This window comes from Aurantiacibacter zhengii (genome assembly GCF_003584125.1).
GTDB lineage: Bacteria > Pseudomonadota > Alphaproteobacteria > Sphingomonadales > Sphingomonadaceae > Alteraurantiacibacter > Alteraurantiacibacter zhengii.
Genome location: NZ_QXFL01000004.1, coordinates 429659 through 447553 on the forward strand (window position 1 = coordinate 429659; position 17895 = coordinate 447553).

The following is a 17895-nucleotide window of genomic DNA, read 5'->3' on the forward strand; positions in this document are numbered from 1 at the left end:
CACGGAGAATAGCGATATGAAACTTGCCATGCGCCTTCCCGAACGCAGCGCCGGTCATGCCAACGATGCCGACCCGCGCGACGATGAGACCACGGAGGTCATCGACCTTGCCAGCCGCACCTCCTACCCCGCGGTGGCCAACCGCAAGGGCAACAAGGACGCGCTGGGCCTGCTGGCGGGCGTCGGCTTTGTCGCGCTGCTGGGTGCTGCAACGCTGTGGGGCCTGAATGCCGGGCGCGGAGATGACGCCGCTGCCTCTGCCGAAGCAGCGCAGCCCGCGCCGCCGCCGCCCGCTCCCGTGGACATGGCAGCAACGCCGACGGACGGCCTGCCCAGCGCCAACGCCGGGGTCCTGCCGCAGGCCGATCCCGCTCCCTCCGCCGTGCTGGCCCGCGTACCGGAAGGCAACGCAGCCATGGGACCGGCAACCAACCCCTATTCCTCGCCCACGCTCGTCTTCGACGGCGGCACCGCGCCCGCATCCGCTGCCGCCAACGCCGCTGCTGCGGAGGCCGCTGCGGCCGGCGCGCCCAACAATGCTGTTGTCCCGGGTGGCGGTGCAGCGGGTGAATTCGCCGCACGCATCGGCGGCGTGGGTGGCGGCCCGGCCGTGGCCGTGCAGGATGTCAATCCGGCCACCACGGTGACCCAAGGCACGATGATCCCGGCAATCCTCGAAACTGCCATCAACACCGACGTGCCGGGGTTCGTACGCGCCGTGGTTAGCCAGGACGTGCGCAGCTACGATGGCAGCCGCGTGCTGATCCCGCGCTCCAGCCGTCTCGTCGGCCAGTACCAGTCCGGCCTGCAGGCGGGCCAGCGGCGCGCCTATGTGATCTGGCAACGCGTTATCCGCCCCGATGGTGTTACCGTGTCGCTGCAAAGCCCGGCCACCAGCTTCGATGGCACGGCGGGCCTGCAGGGCGATGTGAACACCCATTTCTTCAGCAGGTTCGGCAGCGCCATGCTGCTGTCGGTCATCGGCGGCCTCACCACCGTCGCCAGCGGTGGCGCGTCGGTTATCCTCGGCGGCGGGGAATCTGCCGCGAGCACGGCCTTGCAGCAGGACGGACAGCGTCCGCCCACCATTCGTGTTCGCATGGGTGAACCGATCCGCGTCTACACCGCGCGCGATCTGGACTTCACCCGCGCGCCGCAGGTCAACTGAGGCCACCGTGTCGGCGGAAATCCATCATCTGGGTGATAAGCCGGAGCGCGGAGGGGATGCGCCCACGCCCATGGCCGGACCGCCCGAAGACGCGCCGCAGGTGCCCAGTGGTTCGGTCTATCTCGATGCCTACCTGGCGCCTTTCCGCGACTGGCTGGAGCGTGACACGGTAACCGAAATTCTCGTGAATAAGCCAGGAGAGATGTGGGTGGAGGATGCCGCCACCCCGGGCATGCAGCGTGTCGAGAACGAGGCGATCGACGACAAGCTGATCCAGCGCCTAGCCGAACAGGTCGCGCGCATCAGCCACCAGGGTATCAACCGCGAACATCCGCTGCTGGGTGCGACCCTCCCGGACGGCGCGCGCATCCAGTTCTGCGGCCCGCCCGCCACGCGCAAGCACTGGGCGATGGCCGTACGCCGCCACCGCCGCCTTGATCTGCCGCTGGACGCCTACGATTCCGGGCCGCTGTCGCAGCCGAGCGAAGCGGACATGCCCGATCCGCAAGACCATCCGATCGCTTTCCTGCGTGCCGCGATCAGGGCCAAGAAGACGATCCTGATTTCGGGTGGTACCAGCACCGGCAAGACAACCTTCCTCAACGCGATGCTGGGCGAAATCCCGCGCGACGAACGCGTCGTGCTGGTGGAGGATACGCCCGAACTCAAGTTCCCCGGCGCAAACGCCGTGGGCCTCGTCGCCGTGAAGGGCGAACTGGGAGAGGCCAAGGTTACCGCCAACGAACTTCTGCAATCGGCGCTGCGCCTGCGGCCCGACCGCATCGTGCTGGGCGAACTGCGCGGCGCGGAAAGCGTATCCTTCCTGCGCGCGATCAACACCGGTCACCCCGGCAGTTTTTCCACCATCCATGCCAATTCCCTGCGCGGCGCGCTGGAACAGCTTTCGCTGATGGTGATGCAGACCGGCATCGGCCTGACCCGCAGCGACACCATTGCCTATGCCGCCAGCGTGATCGACGTGATCGTTCAGCTGAAGCGGTCGGACGGCAAGCGCGGCATCGCCGCCATTGCCCGCGCCAGCGATCTGGTGGAAACGTGGGCGTGAAGGGCATTTGCTGATCTAGCCTGCCCATTTCCGACATGACCGAGGATCGATGAGCACCGCCCCCGATATGCCCCATCCCGAAGGCACCGCCGTCAAGGACTTCGAAGAGCTTCCGGCCGAGGAACGCTATTTCAACCGCGAGATGTCGTGGCTGTCGTTCAACCAACGCGTGCTGGCCGAAGCACGCCGCAGTTCCTATCCGCTGCTGGAGCGGGTGCGTTTCCTCTCGATATCGGGCAGCAATCTCGACGAATTCATGATGATCCGCGTCGCCGGTCTTGCCGGGCAGGTGCGTAGCGGCGTTGCCGAAATGTCGCTGGATGCACGCACGCCCAAGCAACAGCTTTCGACAATCACGGAAAGGTTTCGGCAGCTGGAAGAGGGGCAGCAGGCCGCCCTCAGCGAACTGCTGCCGCTGCTGGCCGAGCAGGGTATCCACATCAAGGGCGAGGATCGCCTGGACTCCCGGTCGGACGAATGGCTGCGGCAGTATTTTCTCGATCACATCATGCCGGTGATCACGCCGCAGGCGATCGATCCGGGGCATCCCTTCCCCTTCGTCGCCAATCTGGGCATCGGCGCACTGTTCAACCTGACCCGGCGCGAGGACAGCAGCCAGCTGGTGGAAATGGTGCTGATCCCCAGCGCCCTGCCGCGCTTCGTTCGGATTCCTTCCGAGGTATCGGGTGACGAGGCGATCTACGTTGCCATCGAACGGCTGGTGGTGCGCTTTGCCGACTTGCTGTTTCCCGGGTTCGAGGTGACCGGTGACGGGGTGTTCCGCGTGCTGCGGGACAGCGATATCGAGGTTGAAGAGGAAGCCGAAGACCTCGTGCGCTATTTCCGCAGCGCCATCCAGCGCCGCCGCCGCGGTCAGGTCATCATGCTGGAAATCGACGAGGGCTTCGATCCCGAAGCGGAAGAGCTGCTACGCGACAAGCTGGGGCTGGAGCAGGCCTTCGTCACCAAGACCGGCGGCATGCTGGGCATCGTCAGGCTGGCCGAGGTGGTGGAGGAAGACCGGCCCGACCTGAAGTTTCCGCCCTTCTCCCCCCGCTATCCCGAACGTGTGATGGAGCATGACGGCGATGTCTTCGCCGCTATCTCCGAAAAGGACATGGTGATCCACCATCCCTACGAGAGCTTCGAGGTGGTGGTGGATTTCCTGCGGCAGGCGGCGAACGATCCCAATGTCGTCTCGATCAAGCAGTCGCTGTACCGCGCCGGCCAGCAATCCTCGGTTATCAACGCACTGTGCGAAGCTGCCGAGAACGGCAAGTCGGTTACTGCCGTGGTGGAGCTAAAGGCTCGCTTCGACGAGGAGCAGAACCTGAAGTGGGCAGGCGAACTGGAGCGCGCCGGCGTGCAGGTGATCTACGGTTTCATCGACTGGAAGACCCACGCCAAGATCAGCATGGTCGTACGGCAGGAGGAAGGCGGCTATCGCACCTACTGCCATTTCGGCACCGGCAATTATCATCCGGTCACCACCAAGATCTATACCGACCTCAGCTATTTCACCGCCGACCCCGCGCTGGGCCGCGATGCCGCCAAGCTGTTCAATTTCATTACCGGCTATGTCGAGCCCGACCAGCTTGAGCGCATTGCCATCTCGCCCCTGAATCTGCGCGATACCTTACTGGCCAATATCGACGCCGAAATCGCCTTCGCGCGTCAGGGCAAACCGGCCACGATCTGGTGGAAACTGAACCAGATCACCGAGAAGACCGTCATCGACAAGCTGTACGAGGCCAGCCAGGCCGGGGTGCAGGTCGTGATCGTGTGCCGTGGCATCTGCGGCCTTCGCCCCGGCGTGCCGGGTCTTTCCGACAACATCACAGTCAAGTCGATCATCGGCCGTTTCCTGGAGCACGGGCGGATCTATGCCTTCGGCAACGGCGATGCGCTGCCGAGCGACAAGGCCAAGGTCTATATCGCCAGCGCCGACGTGATGGACCGTAACCTCTACCGCCGGGTGGAAGCCATGGTGCCGATCATCAACGACACCGTTCATGACCAGGTGCTGGAACAGGTGCTGCTCGCCAACCTGCTGGATACCGAGCAAAGCTGGCTGCTGGACGGCGAAACCGGGGAGTACGAACGCGTCGAAAGCGAGCCGGGGCTTGAGGAAGACGGTTTCAACTGCCACGATTACTTCATGACCAATCCCTCCCTTTCCGGCCGCGGGGACGCGCTGAAGGAAGATCGCGTGCCGAAACTGTCGCTGCGCAAAGGAGCCGTATGACAGCGACGTTCGCCAGCCAGAGGGCGAAAAACGCCATCCGGCCGCAGCGCGCTGTCATCGATATAGGTTCAAACACTGTCCGCCTGGTTGTCTATTCGGGCCCGCAGCGTGCGCCCGATGTCTGGCTGAACGAAAAAGTCACCGCCCGCCTGGGCCGCGATCTCGCCAGTTCGGGGAAGATGCCGGAAGAGGCGATCGCACTGGCCATGCGCGGCCTTGCCCGCTTTGCGACGATCCTGAAGGACATCGAAGTAACCGACGTGCGCACAGTGGCCACGGCGGCGGTGCGCGATGCGAAGAACGGGCCGCAATTCGTGCAAATAGTGGAAGCCCTGGGCCTGAAGGTCGAAGTCCTTTCCGGGGAAGAGGAAGCGCGCATATCCGCCTGCGGGGTCATCGGCGCGTTTCCCGGTGCCGAAGGCGTCGTGGCAGACCTTGGCGGTGGCAGTCTGGAACTGGTGGCCATCGGCAATGGCGAGGCGACGCACGGCGTGAGCCTGCCCTTGGGCACACTGCGCCTGCCCGCCCTTCGCGAGAACGGTACCAAGGGGTTCAACAAGGCGATCAAGGCGGAACTCGCAAAGGCGGACTGGGCAAAAGTGCATCCCGGCCCGCTATTCATGGTGGGTGGCACCTGGCGGGCACTGGCAGCCTTTGCGATGCACAAGGCCAAGTACCCGCTTACCGATCCCCAGGCGTTCACCCTCTCGGTCGCCGAGGCGGACAAGGCTGCCCGGAAGATAGCGCGTATGGATCCGGAGAAGCTAACGGGGATTCCCGGCATTTCCTCCTCCCGGGCGGAAGGGCTGCCATGTGCTGCCGCCATGCTTCGCCCGCTGCTGCAATCGCTTAAACCCGAGGGGCTTGTATTCTCGTCGTGGGGTCTACGCGAGGGGGTGCTTTATAGCGGCTTGGCCGATGGAGCACAGAAACTCGATCCGCTGCTGGCCGCCGTTTCTCATTTTACCGAACCGCGCGGCGCGTCGCAGACAATGGCGACGCTGATCGCAGCCTGGACATCGGATGCGGCACGCTCGCGCGGCAACGGCAGCGAGCGATTGCGCCTGGCCGCTATCATGCTCAGCCTGGCGCAGTGGCGGCTCGAGCCGAACATGCGGCTGAAACATTCCACTGACTGGGCGCTGGACAAGCGCTGGCTGGGGTTGACACACAAGGGCCGGGCCATGCTTGCAGCGGCTCTGCGCGGCGCGAACGGGCAGCTGGCCCCTATGCCGGAACTGGAAGCGCTCGCCAGCGAGGAAGCTTTGCACGAGGCAACCGCATGGGGACTGGCCTTCCGCCTTTGCCGCAGGCTAGGCGCCGGATCGCGCATTTCGCTAATGTCGAGCAAGCTTACCCGTGAAGGCGACGAGCTGCGTCTGTGGCTGGAGCCGGGGCGCGCGCAACTGGTATCCGAACAGGTGGAAACGGAACTCGCCCGCCTCGCCGCGTGGCTGGGGTGCGAAGGTATCGTCGAGGCCTGAGGCCGGACAGGGCAATCCTATTGCTCCCGGTCAATTTAGTCAGCGCCAATCACTGCTAGGTTTCGCCCAGATCATTCCTTTGACTGGAGCAAAACGCATGACCGACACCGGAAAAGCCCGTCTCGAAACCCAGCTTGCGGAACTCGAAAGCCGCCTCTCCCGCATCGAACGCGACCTGGACGAGCCGCACGACCCCGATTCAAGCGAACGTGCGGTTCAGATGGAAGACGACGAAAGCCTTGAAGCACAAGCCCGTCTCGTCACGAGGGAAATTGCATCGACCAGGCGCGCGCTCGACCGGATCGACAGCGGCGAGTATGGTATTTGCGTTGAATGCGGGGAGGAAATATCGGCAGAGCGGCTGGAAGCCCGGCCCGAAGCCGCCCTGTGTATTGCCTGCGCGCGAAAAGTTTAGAACGCATTCCGCGGCTTAGCGGAAACATCGGCTGGCTTCGGGGTTTACCTTGACGAAGCATCCCGGAGGAAAGCCGGGGCACAGAAGGTATTTCGGTAATGCGCGAATTCGCCGGCCTCGGCATTGTGGCCCTCGTGGTGATTGCGACCCTCATCGCGATCTGGTGGTTTCGACGTGCGAAGAAACGTCGGCACCGCGGCAACCGGATTCCGTAAGCCCGCCGGCGGGCCGACCGCCGGTATCCAATCACCGTGCTGGCTAGAAGCCGTAGCGCAGGCCGATCCAGAACGTCTGCGGCTCTCCCAGGTCTAAAGCACCTTCGCTGTTCCGGGTCACGATCGTTTCATCCAGCAGGTTTTCCACGCGCACCACGCCGGAAAGTGCGCCGAACAGCGGTAGCTGGGCAAACAGGTCAACCGTCGTTGCGGCGGGCAACGGCTCCGTTTCCTGATCGCTTTCGTACTGGCGCCCGACATGTCGCAGGGTAGCCGCGAACAGCGCCCCATCCGCTGGCTGCCACGTCGCCGTAGCGCTGGCAGCGAACGTCGGCGTTTGCGGAGGAAGGTTGCCATCCAGCACGGATGCCGGGCCTGTCCCTTCTATTTCCGGAGCGACCAGTGAAAGCGTCGCATTCAAGCCGAAAGTCCCGAAGGCCAGCCGGGTGCCAAGTTCCAGTCCCTGCGCGTCAATGGCATCAAGGTTGCGGCGCTGGCGCAGGTTCGGCTCCAGCGTCACATTGGCGATGGCATTTTCCACCCTGTTGTCAAAGAACGTGGCCGACAGGTGCATCCAGTCGGCCGCCTGCATGTCCATGCCCAGTTCCCAGCCCTCAAGCCGCTCCGGTTCGAGCGCGGCATTGGCCTGCGTCACCACCGGGAAGACGACGAAGGGGCGGTAAAGTTCGTTGATCGTCGGCAGGCGGAAACCGCTGTAGGCAGCGCCGCGCAAGGTCAGCTTGCGGCTGATCTGAAGTCGCGCGCCCGCCCGCCAAGTCACTTCCCAGTCGGAACGGTCGGCGAAGTCTTCATCGGTAACCACGGTTCCGTCCGGTTCAACCGCGCGGTAAAAACCGTTTTCGATGGAATAGCGGTCTGCGCGCAGGCCGCCGGTCAGCGTGATCGGGCCGTACTGCCAGTCATGCTCTGCATAGAACCCCAAGTCCATGTTGCTGCCACCGGCAAAGCGGTTCTCGGTAAGATTGCCGCTGAAGGCTGAGTAGGCATCCTCGAACAGGTCGCCTTCGTTACTACGATAATCGGCACCCAGGCGCAGCGTATGGTTAGTGCCGAGCGGAGGACGCACCTCGATCTTTCCGCCATAGCCGCTCGCGGGAGTATCCTTCTGATCCAGCACGCGCACGAAGCGGGTGGAGGAAATCACCACGTTGGAGAAATTTCGCCACTGGGCATAGGCTAGCGCGTCCACCTGCCACGCTCCGCGCGAAACGACGCGCAGCGACAGGTCTTCGCCCCGGATCATGCTGTCCGCACCCTCGAAACGCAAGGTGCGATTGTCCTCGAACGCAAGACCGCGCACCTGCACTTCCAGCGCATCGCCCAGTTGCTGGACCGCGCGCCCGCTGATGGACCAGCTTTCGTAACTGGCGCGGGAAGTGGCCGGCACCCGCTCTGCTTGCGGGGTGGTAAAGAACCCCTTGCCGCGGTCAAAACGGCCACTCGCCACGGCATAGCCGCCGTCCCACTGCGGCGCGACAGTGAGGGACGACTGCGTACCGCCACGATCGTTTAGCAGCGCCTGCCCGCTGACAAGGCCGAGCGTCGCGGCGTCGGCACTGGTCAGCTCGATCGTTCCAGCCAGCGCTCCCGCGCCGAATGGACCGGAGCCGCCGCCACGGGTCACACGGATTGACGACAGACGCTCCGGCGCCAGGGCATTGAACGGCACATAGCCGAAGAACGGATCGACCATGGGCACCCCGTCGAGCAGCACGAGCGCGCGGCTCGAGGCGTTGCCCCCCAAAGCCCTGAGCGTGGCGCCCTGGGCGGTTGGGTTGGAACTGCGACTGTCGGAGCGGCGGAACTGCTGGAACCCGGCCACCGAGCCCAGCGCATCCTCCACGGTGCCCGATCCTGTCGCAATGATCTGCTGGCGGTCCAGCTCGATTACGGAATAGGCGGGTACGGACGGGGCATCCTCCAGCCCTTCCCCCAGCACGATGATCGGATCGCCGGCATTTTCCTCCTGCGCAAGGGCCGGCGCACTGCAGAGCGCCGCGGCGGTGGCGAAGAGGAGGTATTTCATCGGAAGAGCAATTCGCAACACATCGGCGGGGCACTAGCGATCCCAGGGCATCGCGTCACCCCGGCGTTTAGGCGGTGCGCGGTGACGTGCCGGGCGAAGGCAGCAGGAGCCAGGCGGATACGAGAGTGCCATTGTGAAATCCCGTGCCGCCCGCCAGAAGCGGCTCGTCCGGCTTTTTCACAAAACCTGCAAAGGTGCCGAGCCATTCCTTCCCCGCACCCACCGCCATTCGGATCGAAGGATTCCAGGCGGGATTGTCAGTAAAGCCCGAGCAGCCATGGTCGTTTCCGCGCAGCAGGAATGCCATTTCATAACCTTGCTCCACACCGGCACTGGCGAAAGCCTGGGCATCGGCATCGGTGGTGACGCCCGCAAGCCTGGGTGGCCGCTGCCGAAGCACGTCGCGCGCTGCAGTCAGCGGATCGCCCGCGACAGCAAGGGTCGGAAGTCCAGCCGCGCCGAGCGCCCTTGCGAAGGTGCGACCCGCCAAGAGATCTTCGCCATAGACGGCTGCGGGTATTCCGGCTTGCCCGCGCAGGCTCCATCCCGAAGCTGCTACCGCCGGTACACCAATGGCTGCGACAATGAGGTTGCGGCGGCTAAGTTTCATGGCTTGGAACCACGCGGCGCTGCCCACGCGAAGCTTTGCACTGGAGTAGAACCGGCCACGATCCGAAGGAGCCGGTTCAATTGACCGATTGGCTGGCTAGTCGCAAAGAGCGGCCGCCCGGCCTTGCATCGATCTGGTACTCCGCCTGGGCCTGCTGGGCGAAGGCGGCAAAAAGACGCTCCCCAATACCGGAAGAACTGTCGTCTGCCTGAGAGGTACCTACGCCGTTATCCTCGATTTCCAAACGCCAGTCGCCGTCGTTGCCATCAAAGCGGACGGAGACCTGGCCTTCACGCCCGTCGGGGAAAGCATACTTGGCGCAATTGGTCAGCGCCTCGTTCGTGAACAGACCGATCGCCACCGCTGTTTCGCGGGGCATGGTCACCCTCTCCTTGCCGACATCGACTTCCACCTTCACGTTTTCCAGGAATGCCCCGCGGGTGACCCTGTCCACCACGTCCACCAGGTAATCCTGCATCGTCACCATCGCGCCCTCTCCCTGCGTCATGGCCAGGTTCGCATAGGCGGAAGAGAACGAGTGGATGCGGGCGATCGCCTGTTCCAGCGCGGCGGCGACTTCGGGCATCTGTTCGCGGCGCTTTTGCATTTCCAGCAGGCTGGCAGCGAGGGCAAAATTGTTCTTCGTGCGGTGTTCCAGCTCCTGCTGCAACATCACGCGCCGCTCGATCTCGTGGTCGCGTTCCTGCAGCGCACTGGCGACGGCGCGGCGGAATGCTTCGGCCAGGACCAGTACAATGATTACGGCGACAGCATTGACGATGACGCGTGAGGGGGCGGTTGCCACTTCGAAACCCCAGGCGCGCACCGGAGCGAGGACGAAATACCACGCCCATAGGAAGCTGGCGAGAAAGGCAGTGACCCCGCCCTGCCAATGGGCGAACAGGGTGGCGATCAGCACCGTGGGATAGACCATGGCGAAAGGACCGGCGGTTGGCACCCACACATCCACCACCACGCGCAGGCCCACCATGGCAAGCGCGCAGCCGAGACCGAACAGGATCTTGACGAACAGGCCTATCCGCTCGCTCTTGAACTGTTTGGCAACATCGAAATTGGCAACGCGATGCATCGTGCATCAGCCTTTCCATAGCGACGCGGAAATGATCGCTCTCGCTGACCTGATACAGCCTTTGGGCCGTATTTGCGAGTCACGATTGCCGGTTTGTCAATGGGTTGGAACGAGGCGAGAGTGCTCAGTCAATGCCGCTACCGGTTCGGTATTTGTGGCAATGTCGAACAGGACGACCGCCCTTGGATGTCGACAGTGCATGCGCCGCCCGCTCTCACAGCCCCTCGAGAAAATCGGCAGTAATGCGCGGCACTTCGCTTTCTTCATCGTCGCCGGCGCCTGTTTCTTCCGGTGCCAGCGCCATATCCTGAAGCGGTTCGAGCGGATCCGCTTCGACGGGCTCTACATATTCGGCTTCGATCACGGCATTATCGCGATCATAGATGCGGATATCGTCGAACGGTCCCAGCGGCGTGTCACCATTCACCCGGATTAGTGGATAGGGATCGCCGGGAATTCCGACGTAGTTGAGCTCTGCGCGGTTTTCTTCCAGCAGGCGAAACTGCAGAACGTCGTTGCGCCTCGTCCCCTCGGGTCCGGCGAAGGTCAGCTGCACCACCCCGTCACGCTCTGCCGTTACCATCGGGCGCACGGTCTGCTCCCCGCTCATGTCACGGAAGATCACTCCGTTGCTGTCGATCGCCTCCGGCCTCGACCACGCGCCGGCCCAACTGCCATCGGCCTCTTCCTGCAAGGTGAAGACAAAGATCGTGGCCTCGTCGATACGAAAGGCCCAGTGCCCTTCCAGCGTGGCATCGTGATCGTCTGCGAGGGCAGGCTGGCCGATGAACAGGGCCGCCAGAATGATGAGGAAACGCGCAACCATCTGCCGAGCATGCCGCAACCTGCCCCCATCGGGCAAGCGAAAGGGAGAAAAAGGCACGGCAGCTTTTTGGGGTGCAAGAACGGCCCTTTCCCACTATGCGCACAGCGTGGAGCGATCGCGGCGAACCGTGGCGATTGCAGCAAGGGCCAGCGGCCCGCACCCGACCGACAAGACTGGAGCCTTGCCTGACATGGCAGAGATTATCGACGGCCGTGCAATCGCGCGCCAGATGGACGTGAAAACCAGGGCCGATGTAGAGGCTTTGGTGGCCGAGGGTCATCCCGCGCCGGGCCTCACCGTAATCCTAGTGGGCGAAGATCCGGCAAGCGAAGTCTATGTTCGCCGCAAGATCAAGGCCTGCGAGAACGTGGGAATCCGCTCCACCGAGCATCGGCTGCCCGCCGAAACATCGCAGGATGACCTGCTGGCGCTGATCGATCGCCTGAACCGGGACGACGACGTGCACGGCATCCTGTGCCAGGTGCCGCTGCCCGGCCACATCGATGCCCGCCTGGTGCTTCGCTCCATCTCTCCCGACAAGGACGTCGACGGTTTCCACCCCGTCAACGTCGGCCGTCTGTCCACTGGTACCGGGGGCATCGTGCCCTGTACTCCGCTGGGCGTGATGGAACTGCTGCGCAGCGTCATTCCCGATCTCACCGGCAAGTCCGCAGTGGTGATCGGCAAGTCCAACATCGTGGGTAAGCCGGTGGCGAACCTGTTGCTGGATGCGGAAGCCACGGTCACCGTCACGCACATTAACACCCACGGCTTGCCGGAAATCTGTCGCCAGTCCGATATCATCGTGGCCGCCGCCGGTGCGCCCGAACTTGTGCGCGGCCACTGGGTCAAGGATGGCGCGGTCATCATCGACGTGGGAATAACCCGCATGCCTGGCGAGCACGGCAAGACCCGGCTGGTGGGCGACGTGAAGTTCGACGAAGTGCAGCATGCCCGCGCGGTTACTCCCGTGCCCGGCGGGGTTGGTCCCATGACCATCGCCTGCCTGCTGGCCAACACCGTGCAGGCGGCGCGCAACCTGTTCGAGGGCAGGTCGATCATGACCGGTGACGACTACGCCGACGCCCCCGGTCGCGGCGTGCTCGCAGGGCGCTGAGCCGGGCTTGCCTTCGCGCCTTTCCTGGTGAAATGTCACCGCCATGGCAGAAAAGATCGACGGACGCGCAATTGCGCGTGAGCTGGACGCGTTAACAAAGGCAGAGATCGACGCAATGGTTGCCGCGGGCAGGGAGCGTCCCGGCCTTACCGTGGTGCTGGTGGGTGATGACCCCGCCAGCGAGGTCTACGTCACGCACAAGGTCAGGGCCTGCGAACGCGTGGGCCTGCGATCTGCCGAACACCGCTTGCCTGCTGCAACCACGCAGGATGAATTGCTCGCCCTGATCGGCAGGCTCAATGCCGACGCCCATGTCCACGGCATCCTGGTGCAGGTGCCCCTGCCCGATCACATCGACGAACGCGCCGTGATCGAGGCTATCGATCCGGCCAAGGATGTGGACGGGTTTCACCCCGTAAACGTGGGCCGCCTGTCGACCGGGACCGGCGGACTGCGGCCCTGCACGCCGCTGGGCTGCATCAAGCTGCTGCAATCGGTGGAACCCGACCTTGCCGGGATGGACGCGTTGGTGATCGGGCGCTCCAACATCGTCGGAAAGCCCGTGGCCATGATGCTGACCGCGCTCGGCTGCACGGTCACGATTGCGCACAGCAAAACTCGCGACCTGCCGGGAAAGGCGCGCGCCGCCGATATCGTGGTGGCGGCCGTGGGTATCGCCAATTTTGTGAAGGGCGACTGGATCAAGGACGGTGCCATCGTCATCGACGTGGGCATCAACCGGACGCCGGGCGAAAACGGCAAGGACAGGCTGGTGGGCGACGTTGCCTTTGACGAGGTGCAGCATGCCCGTGCCGTCACCCCCGTTCCCGGTGGCGTGGGCCCGATGACCATCGCCGTTCTGCTGGCCAACACGGTGCAGGCTGCAAAGGCACTCTCCGCCTGAACGGCTTGCGGACCAAAGCCACCCTTTGCCACCTGACGATCTGGCCCTATGAGTGAATTCAGTATCGATACGCAACCAGACAGGTCACCAATGCCGCAGCCCGAAACCGACATCTGCATCATAGGCGCGGGCATATCGGGCATTTCGATGGCCGCGCACATCGGCATGCTGTCCCCCGATCATAGCTACACCATCCTGGAACGGCGCGATCGGATCGGCGGCACGTGGGACCTGTTCCGCTATCCCGGCGTACGTTCGGATTCCGACATGCACACGCTGGGCTTCAATTTCGAGCCATGGCGGCACGAGGATGCGATCGCGGGCGGGCCCGATATCCTGGAATATCTCAACCGCATTGCCGACGAACGCGGCATTCGCGAGAACATCCGCTTCGGCCAGGAGGTGCTGTCTGCCGACTGGGATTCCATGACAGCGCGCTGGACGATCACTTCGCGAGGGGCGGATGGCGCCCAGAGCGTAATCACTGCGCGCTGGCTTCATTTCGCCAGCGGTTATTACGATTACGACAATCCCCACGACGCGCAGATCCCTGATATCGGAAGCTTCGGTGGGCAGGTGATCCACCCGCAGTTCTGGCCGGACGAGATCGACTACGCGGGAAAGAACGTGGTGGTGATCGGCTCTGGCGCGACGGCGGTGACGCTGGTGCCGGCGATGGCTGACAAGGCTCGTAGCGTCACCATGCTGCAGCGCACGCCCACTTGGATGGGGGCAGGCCCGCGGCAGGATGCTTGGAACAAGCGATTCCTGCGCTGGTTTCCGGAGAAATTCGCCTACCGCCTCACGCGCTGGAAGAACATTGCCCTGCGCAGTTACGTCTTCAGCCTCGCCCGCCGAAAGCCGCAGAAGCTGGCTGACAAATTGCGCGGTATGCTGAAGGACGAACTGGGCGCGAATTACGATCCGAAGCATTTCGAGCCGCCCTACAACCCGTGGGAGCAGCGCCTGTGCCTCGTGCCCGATAGCGACCTGTTCCACGCCATCAACGCGGGCAAGGCCGCAGTGGTTACAGACCATATTGCAGGCTTCGACGCCCATGGCATCAATCTGCAATCGGGCGAGCACCTGCCCGCCGACATGGTCGTTACCGCCACGGGTCTGCGGCTGGTGCTGGCAGGCAAGGTGGAAGTCTCTGTCGATGGTGAGCCGGTCGACTGGACCGGGCACTTCTTCTATCGCGGTGCCATGTTCTCGAACCTGCCGAACCTGTCCTTCGTTTTCGGCTACCTCAATGCCAGCTGGACCCTTCGCGCGGATTCCAACTCCCGCTACACCTGCGAGGTGCTGAACGAGATGCAAAGGCGCGGGGCCGACGTGGCGGTGGCCGAGTTGGCACCGGAGGATGAACCCGAAGCTGTGGAACCCTGGGACTACAGCTCGGGCTATCTCAACCGCGCCCGCGGCCTGATGCCGAAGGTTGCAGCCGATCGACCCTGGACACTGAAGCACAACTACCTTGAAGATCGCCGGGATTTCCGCCAGCGCCCGGTCGCCGACGGGGTCCTGCGCTTTCGCCCAGCGCCAGCCGCCTCCCAGGCAGATGAAACCCCAGACCATGAGAAGATCGCCGCCGAATGAACAAGTCCCCGGACAAGGTATGGACCGCCGGCATGGTGGTGATCGGTGACGAAATCCTGTCGGGCCGCACGGCAGACAAGAATATCGCCCAGGTCGCCAGCTGGCTGCAGGTGCAGGGCATTCGCCTGACCGAGGTGCGCGTGGTGTCGGACGACATGGGTGCGATCGGCGATGCGGTAAACGCCCTTCGCGACGCTTACGATTATGTCTTTACCACGGGCGGCATTGGCCCCACGCATGACGATATCACTGTCGATGCCGTGGCAGCGGCCTTGGGCGTACCGGTGGTGATCCACCCCGAAGCTCGCGACATGCTGGCCGCCTATTACGCCGCCAAGCCCGGTGGACTTACGGAAGCGCGGCTTCGCATGGCAAGGGTGCCAGAAGGGGCCGACCTCATTCCCAACCGCATGTCAGGCGCACCGGGTATCCGCCACGGCAACCTGTTCCTGATGGCAGGCGTGCCGCACATCACTGCTCAAATGCTGGACGGATTGACCGGCCAACTCGAAGGGGGCGCGCCGCTGCTTAGTGAAACGGTGGGCTGCTGGACTGCCGAGAGCGAGATCGCTCACATCCTTCGCGAAGTCGAAAAGGCTCACGAGGATTGCCAGATCGGCAGCTATCCGTTCTTCCGGGAAGGCCAGGTGGGGGCGAACTTCGTGATCCGATCCACCAGCCGTGATGTGCTGAACAGCGCGGTCGACACCCTCAGCGAGGCTCTGGCCGAAGAGGGGTACGACTTCACACCTGGCGGAATCTGACCCTAGCGCGTCCCGCGCTCTTCCTCGGCCCTGACAATCTCCTCGCGCACTTCGCGGGCGCTGCGTTCGGAGCGCGCGTCTTCAGCGGGGGTTGTGCGTTTGGTCTGCACGTAGCCGTAGATCAGGCCGGCGAGTAACAGCAGGGCGCCCGCACCCGCGGCGATGCGATTATCGACCCAGACTGACAGGCCGAAGATCACGGCCAGGGCAAGTACGATGGCGATGATTCTTCCAGACATCGAAAATTCCTTTCGGAAAATCAACGCAGCGTGCCGCGCAAGTTTCCGAAAAGGCCGATGCCCTCTGGCGAAGGGAAGTCCGTCAGAACTCCACGCTCTTGAACATCTGCGGTACCAGCCACCTCGATGCAAAGGTGGAGAGGTGGTTGCTGTCGCGGTAGAGGAGATGACCGCCTGCCATTAGCGGACAATCGCTTTCGCACATGACCCCGGCCGTATCGATCAGCGTTACACCGGGGCGCATGGCCAGCCGCTGCAGGATCGCGTCTACCGGCGCTTCGCGCTGGCGCACCGTGGCAAGCGGCCTCGGCTCGAACCGGACCAGTCCGCCGAAACGGGACGCGAGATAAAGCTGCGGCACATCGTGCGCCTGTTCGGGTACCCCGCCCACGATCACGACCTGGCGGCCACTGGCGGTGATGCTGTCGACCAGCCGGGTCAGGACCTCTTCTACCACCACACCGGCCCGTTCTTGCGGAATAGCCTTTCCGCTTTCGACAGACACCAGCGGATCGTGAGTGCCTGGCTCGGCTGCCCCCATGACCTGCGTCATGTGGCTTACCCAGCGCGAACTCAGGATGACGGTACGATAGGCATCGGGTCGCTCGATCAGCAGGCGCAGGGCGGCAGCGTTTTGCACCGCGCAATCCAAGTCCTCTCCATGCCTTGAGCGCCGAAAACCCGGGATCGGCGGGCAGGCGGTCGTAACTGCCGCCGCGCCTGCCACTCCGCGCTCGCGAAGCAACCGATCGAGGCCGGGCAGCAGCGAAGCCGCGTGGCTGTCTCCCCACAGCAGCACCTGCGGAACCTTGTCCGCCGCGCCGAGGCGGCACGCAGTCCTTGTCGCGCGCCAGTTTGCACGGCAGCTTTCCTCCAGCACAGTTCGCGTGGTTGCCTGCTCCACCATGTCGCGCGCGTCCGGTGCGCGCGACCAGGCTCCGTCGCTGCGGATCACCAGGTTGGCGGTGGCCACGATGGCAATGGCCGCCAACGCGCTGCCAACGAACACCGCATTGCGGCCAAGCACAGCCTGTGCGCCTCTGCGGCGTAGCGGCGCCTCGACCAGTCGCGTGCTGGCCCATGCGAGCAGCACCGATGCCGCAATGGCCAGCACCGTGGCGGTCAGTGGCGGTTCGAAGTCGGCGGTGAGATGCCGCGTCAGCACCAGCGCGGGCCAGTGCCACAGGTAGAGCGCATAGGAAATCAGTCCCACCCAGACTAGCGGTGGCAGGGAGAGGAAGCGCGTCGCAAAGGTCCCATGGACCTGCCCCGCCCAGATGAGCGCGGCCGTCCCCAGCACCGGGACCAGGGCGGCCACACCGGGGAAAGGTGTCGACCCGTCGTAGGCCGCCACCGCATATCCGATGGCGCACAGGCCCAGTCCCGCGAGGACCTCCGCTGCTCTGCGCGACAGGGTGATACGCGCTCCGCCCAGCGCCAGCATCGCACCCACGCCAAGCTCCCACGCCCGCGACTGGATCGCGTAAAAGGCGCCCGTGGGCGTCGCGTCTACCATGCGCACGCTCCACGCGAAGGACGCGAGGGTCGCCACCACGACGGCGGGCGCAAGCAGGCGGCGGTCGATGCGCCAGGCCAGCCAGAGTGCCAGCGGAACGGCGATATAGAATTGCTCCTCCACCGCCAGCGACCAGGTGTGCAGCAGCGGCTGGAACTCGGCGGCGGGGGCGAAGTAGTCGCTGCCCTCGCCGCGAAAGTGCAGGTTCGACCAGAACAGCGCCGCCGGAATGGCGGAGCGCGCAAGGTCGAGATAGGCTGGCGGGGGCAGCAGGAACCAGCCCACCGCAAAGCAAGCGGCGATCACCGCGAACAGCGGCGGCAAGATGCGCCGAACGCGCCGCTCGTAGAAGCTGGCGAGCGAGAACGAGCCCGCGTCCAGCTCGCGGGCCAGGATCCCGCAGATGAGGTAGCCGGAGATGACGAAGAAACCGTCGACCCCGACGAAGCCGCCCGCAAAACCGGGCAGGCCCGCATGGCACAGCACCACCGCCAACACGGCCACGGCTCGCAAACCGTCTATGTCACGGCGATAATCCAGCGTCATTGCCGATGCCTATTCGGCAACGGCACGCCAAAGGCAAGCAAGGC

The 17895-nt window shown here is 64.2% G+C and carries 15 protein-coding genes; 9 read left to right on the plus strand and 6 right to left on the minus strand.

Features of this window, described 5'->3' with window-relative positions; translation table 11 throughout:
• Positions 1 to 16: 16 nt before the first annotated feature.
• The 5 genes from D2V07_RS11460 (at position 17) to D2V07_RS11480 (ending at position 6378) form a co-directional block, all read left to right on the plus strand.
• On the plus strand, positions 17 to 1168 hold the full coding sequence (locus D2V07_RS11460) for a TrbI/VirB10 family protein (protein WP_233548366.1): 1152 nt from the start codon (positions 17 to 19) through the stop codon (positions 1166 to 1168).
• Positions 1169 to 1238: 70 nt separating this feature from the next.
• Complete coding sequence (virB11, locus tag D2V07_RS11465) at positions 1239 to 2234, plus strand: P-type DNA transfer ATPase VirB11 (protein WP_119587106.1); 996 nt, start codon at positions 1239 to 1241, stop codon at positions 2232 to 2234.
• 67 nt (positions 2235 to 2301) lie between these two features.
• Positions 2302 to 4479, plus strand: coding sequence for an RNA degradosome polyphosphate kinase (locus D2V07_RS11470; protein ID WP_199698787.1), 2178 nt, complete (start codon positions 2302 to 2304; stop codon positions 4477 to 4479).
• On the plus strand, positions 4476 to 5963 hold the full coding sequence (locus D2V07_RS11475) for a Ppx/GppA family phosphatase (RefSeq protein ID WP_119587108.1): 1488 nt from the start codon (positions 4476 to 4478) through the stop codon (positions 5961 to 5963). Before D2V07_RS11470 ends, D2V07_RS11475 begins: the two co-directional genes overlap by 4 nt.
• Positions 5964 to 6060: 97 nt before the next feature.
• Positions 6061 to 6378 carry a TraR/DksA family transcriptional regulator gene (locus D2V07_RS11480; RefSeq protein WP_119587109.1) on the plus strand — a complete coding sequence of 106 codons (318 nt, stop codon included), beginning with the start codon at positions 6061 to 6063 and terminating at the stop codon, positions 6376 to 6378.
• A 258-nt stretch (positions 6379 to 6636) separates the two neighbouring features.
• On the opposite strand, the gene D2V07_RS11485 is transcribed toward D2V07_RS11480, so the two are convergent.
• The 4 genes from D2V07_RS11485 to D2V07_RS11500 form a co-directional block, all read right to left on the minus strand.
• Complete coding sequence (locus tag D2V07_RS11485; protein WP_119587110.1) at positions 6637 to 8640, minus strand: TonB-dependent receptor plug domain-containing protein; 2004 nt, start codon at positions 8638 to 8640, stop codon at positions 6637 to 6639.
• A 67-nt stretch (positions 8641 to 8707) separates the two neighbouring features.
• Positions 8708 to 9250, minus strand: a complete 543-nt coding sequence (locus D2V07_RS11490) for a hypothetical protein (protein ID WP_119587111.1) — start codon at positions 9248 to 9250, stop codon at positions 8708 to 8710.
• Between the two features lie 76 nt (positions 9251 to 9326).
• Positions 9327 to 10340: a histidine kinase dimerization/phosphoacceptor domain -containing protein gene (locus D2V07_RS11495; protein WP_119587112.1), complete on the minus strand. Its 1014-nt coding sequence runs from the start codon at positions 10338 to 10340 to the stop codon at positions 9327 to 9329.
• Positions 10341 to 10554: 214 nt separating this feature from the next.
• Positions 10555 to 11166: a hypothetical protein gene (locus tag D2V07_RS11500; protein WP_119587113.1), complete on the minus strand. Its 612-nt coding sequence runs from the start codon at positions 11164 to 11166 to the stop codon at positions 10555 to 10557.
• Positions 11167 to 11356: 190 nt separating this feature from the next.
• On the opposite strand from D2V07_RS11500, the gene folD (D2V07_RS11505) reads away from it, so the two are divergent.
• From folD (D2V07_RS11505) to D2V07_RS11520, 4 genes are read left to right on the plus strand one after another with little or no spacing between them, the layout of a single operon-like run.
• The gene (folD, locus tag D2V07_RS11505; protein ID WP_119587114.1) at positions 11357 to 12283 is read left to right on the plus strand and encodes a bifunctional methylenetetrahydrofolate dehydrogenase/methenyltetrahydrofolate cyclohydrolase FolD; all 927 of its coding nucleotides are present in this window, start codon (positions 11357 to 11359) and stop codon (positions 12281 to 12283) included.
• 43 nt (positions 12284 to 12326) lie between these two features.
• Positions 12327 to 13187: a bifunctional methylenetetrahydrofolate dehydrogenase/methenyltetrahydrofolate cyclohydrolase FolD gene (folD, locus tag D2V07_RS11510; RefSeq protein ID WP_119587115.1), complete on the plus strand. Its 861-nt coding sequence runs from the start codon at positions 12327 to 12329 to the stop codon at positions 13185 to 13187.
• A gap of 48 nt (positions 13188 to 13235) precedes the next feature.
• The gene (locus D2V07_RS11515) at positions 13236 to 14786 is read left to right on the plus strand and encodes a flavin-containing monooxygenase (RefSeq protein ID WP_233548367.1); all 1551 of its coding nucleotides are present in this window, start codon (positions 13236 to 13238) and stop codon (positions 14784 to 14786) included.
• On the plus strand, positions 14783 to 15550 hold the full coding sequence (locus tag D2V07_RS11520) for a competence/damage-inducible protein A (RefSeq protein WP_119587117.1): 768 nt from the start codon (positions 14783 to 14785) through the stop codon (positions 15548 to 15550). Before D2V07_RS11515 ends, D2V07_RS11520 begins: the two co-directional genes overlap by 4 nt.
• Before the next feature lie 2 nt (positions 15551 to 15552).
• On the opposite strand, the gene D2V07_RS11525 is transcribed toward D2V07_RS11520, so the two are convergent.
• Positions 15553 to 15789 (minus strand): hypothetical protein, encoded by a 237-nt coding sequence (locus D2V07_RS11525; protein WP_147366953.1) that lies wholly within the window; start codon positions 15787 to 15789, stop codon positions 15553 to 15555.
• A gap of 82 nt (positions 15790 to 15871) precedes the next feature.
• Positions 15872 to 17851, minus strand: coding sequence for an acyltransferase family protein (locus D2V07_RS11530; protein ID WP_119587119.1), 1980 nt, complete (start codon positions 17849 to 17851; stop codon positions 15872 to 15874).
• Positions 17852 to 17895: the final 44 nt, after the last annotated feature.

Bases quoted from the DNA above. Each gene is read 5' to 3' on its own strand.
- D2V07_RS11495 (WP_119587112.1), bottom strand. From the start codon at position 10,340: ATGCATCGCGTTGCCAATTTCGATGTTGCCAAACAGTTCAAGAGCGAG.
- D2V07_RS11470 (WP_199698787.1), top strand. From the start codon at position 2,302: ATGCCCCATCCCGAAGGCACCGCCGTCAAGGACTTCGAAGAGCTTCCG.
- virB11 (WP_119587106.1), top strand. From the start codon at position 1,239: ATGGCCGGACCGCCCGAAGACGCGCCGCAGGTGCCCAGTGGTTCGGTC.
- D2V07_RS11460 (WP_233548366.1), top strand. From the start codon at position 17: ATGAAACTTGCCATGCGCCTTCCCGAACGCAGCGCCGGTCATGCCAAC.
- D2V07_RS11485 (WP_119587110.1), bottom strand. From the start codon at position 8,640: ATGAAATACCTCCTCTTCGCCACCGCCGCGGCGCTCTGCAGTGCGCCG.
- D2V07_RS11490 (WP_119587111.1), bottom strand. From the start codon at position 9,250: ATGAAACTTAGCCGCCGCAACCTCATTGTCGCAGCCATTGGTGTACCG.
- D2V07_RS11500 (WP_119587113.1), bottom strand. From the start codon at position 11,166: ATGGTTGCGCGTTTCCTCATCATTCTGGCGGCCCTGTTCATCGGCCAG.
- folD (WP_119587115.1), top strand. From the start codon at position 12,327: ATGGCAGAAAAGATCGACGGACGCGCAATTGCGCGTGAGCTGGACGCG.
- D2V07_RS11530 (WP_119587119.1), bottom strand. From the start codon at position 17,851: ATGACGCTGGATTATCGCCGTGACATAGACGGTTTGCGAGCCGTGGCC.
- folD (WP_119587114.1), top strand. From the start codon at position 11,357: ATGGCAGAGATTATCGACGGCCGTGCAATCGCGCGCCAGATGGACGTG.
- D2V07_RS11475 (WP_119587108.1), top strand. From the start codon at position 4,476: ATGACAGCGACGTTCGCCAGCCAGAGGGCGAAAAACGCCATCCGGCCG.
- D2V07_RS11520 (WP_119587117.1), top strand. From the start codon at position 14,783: ATGAACAAGTCCCCGGACAAGGTATGGACCGCCGGCATGGTGGTGATC.
- D2V07_RS11515 (WP_233548367.1), top strand. From the start codon at position 13,236: ATGAGTGAATTCAGTATCGATACGCAACCAGACAGGTCACCAATGCCG.
- D2V07_RS11480 (WP_119587109.1), top strand. From the start codon at position 6,061: ATGACCGACACCGGAAAAGCCCGTCTCGAAACCCAGCTTGCGGAACTC.
- D2V07_RS11525 (WP_147366953.1), bottom strand. From the start codon at position 15,789: ATGTCTGGAAGAATCATCGCCATCGTACTTGCCCTGGCCGTGATCTTC.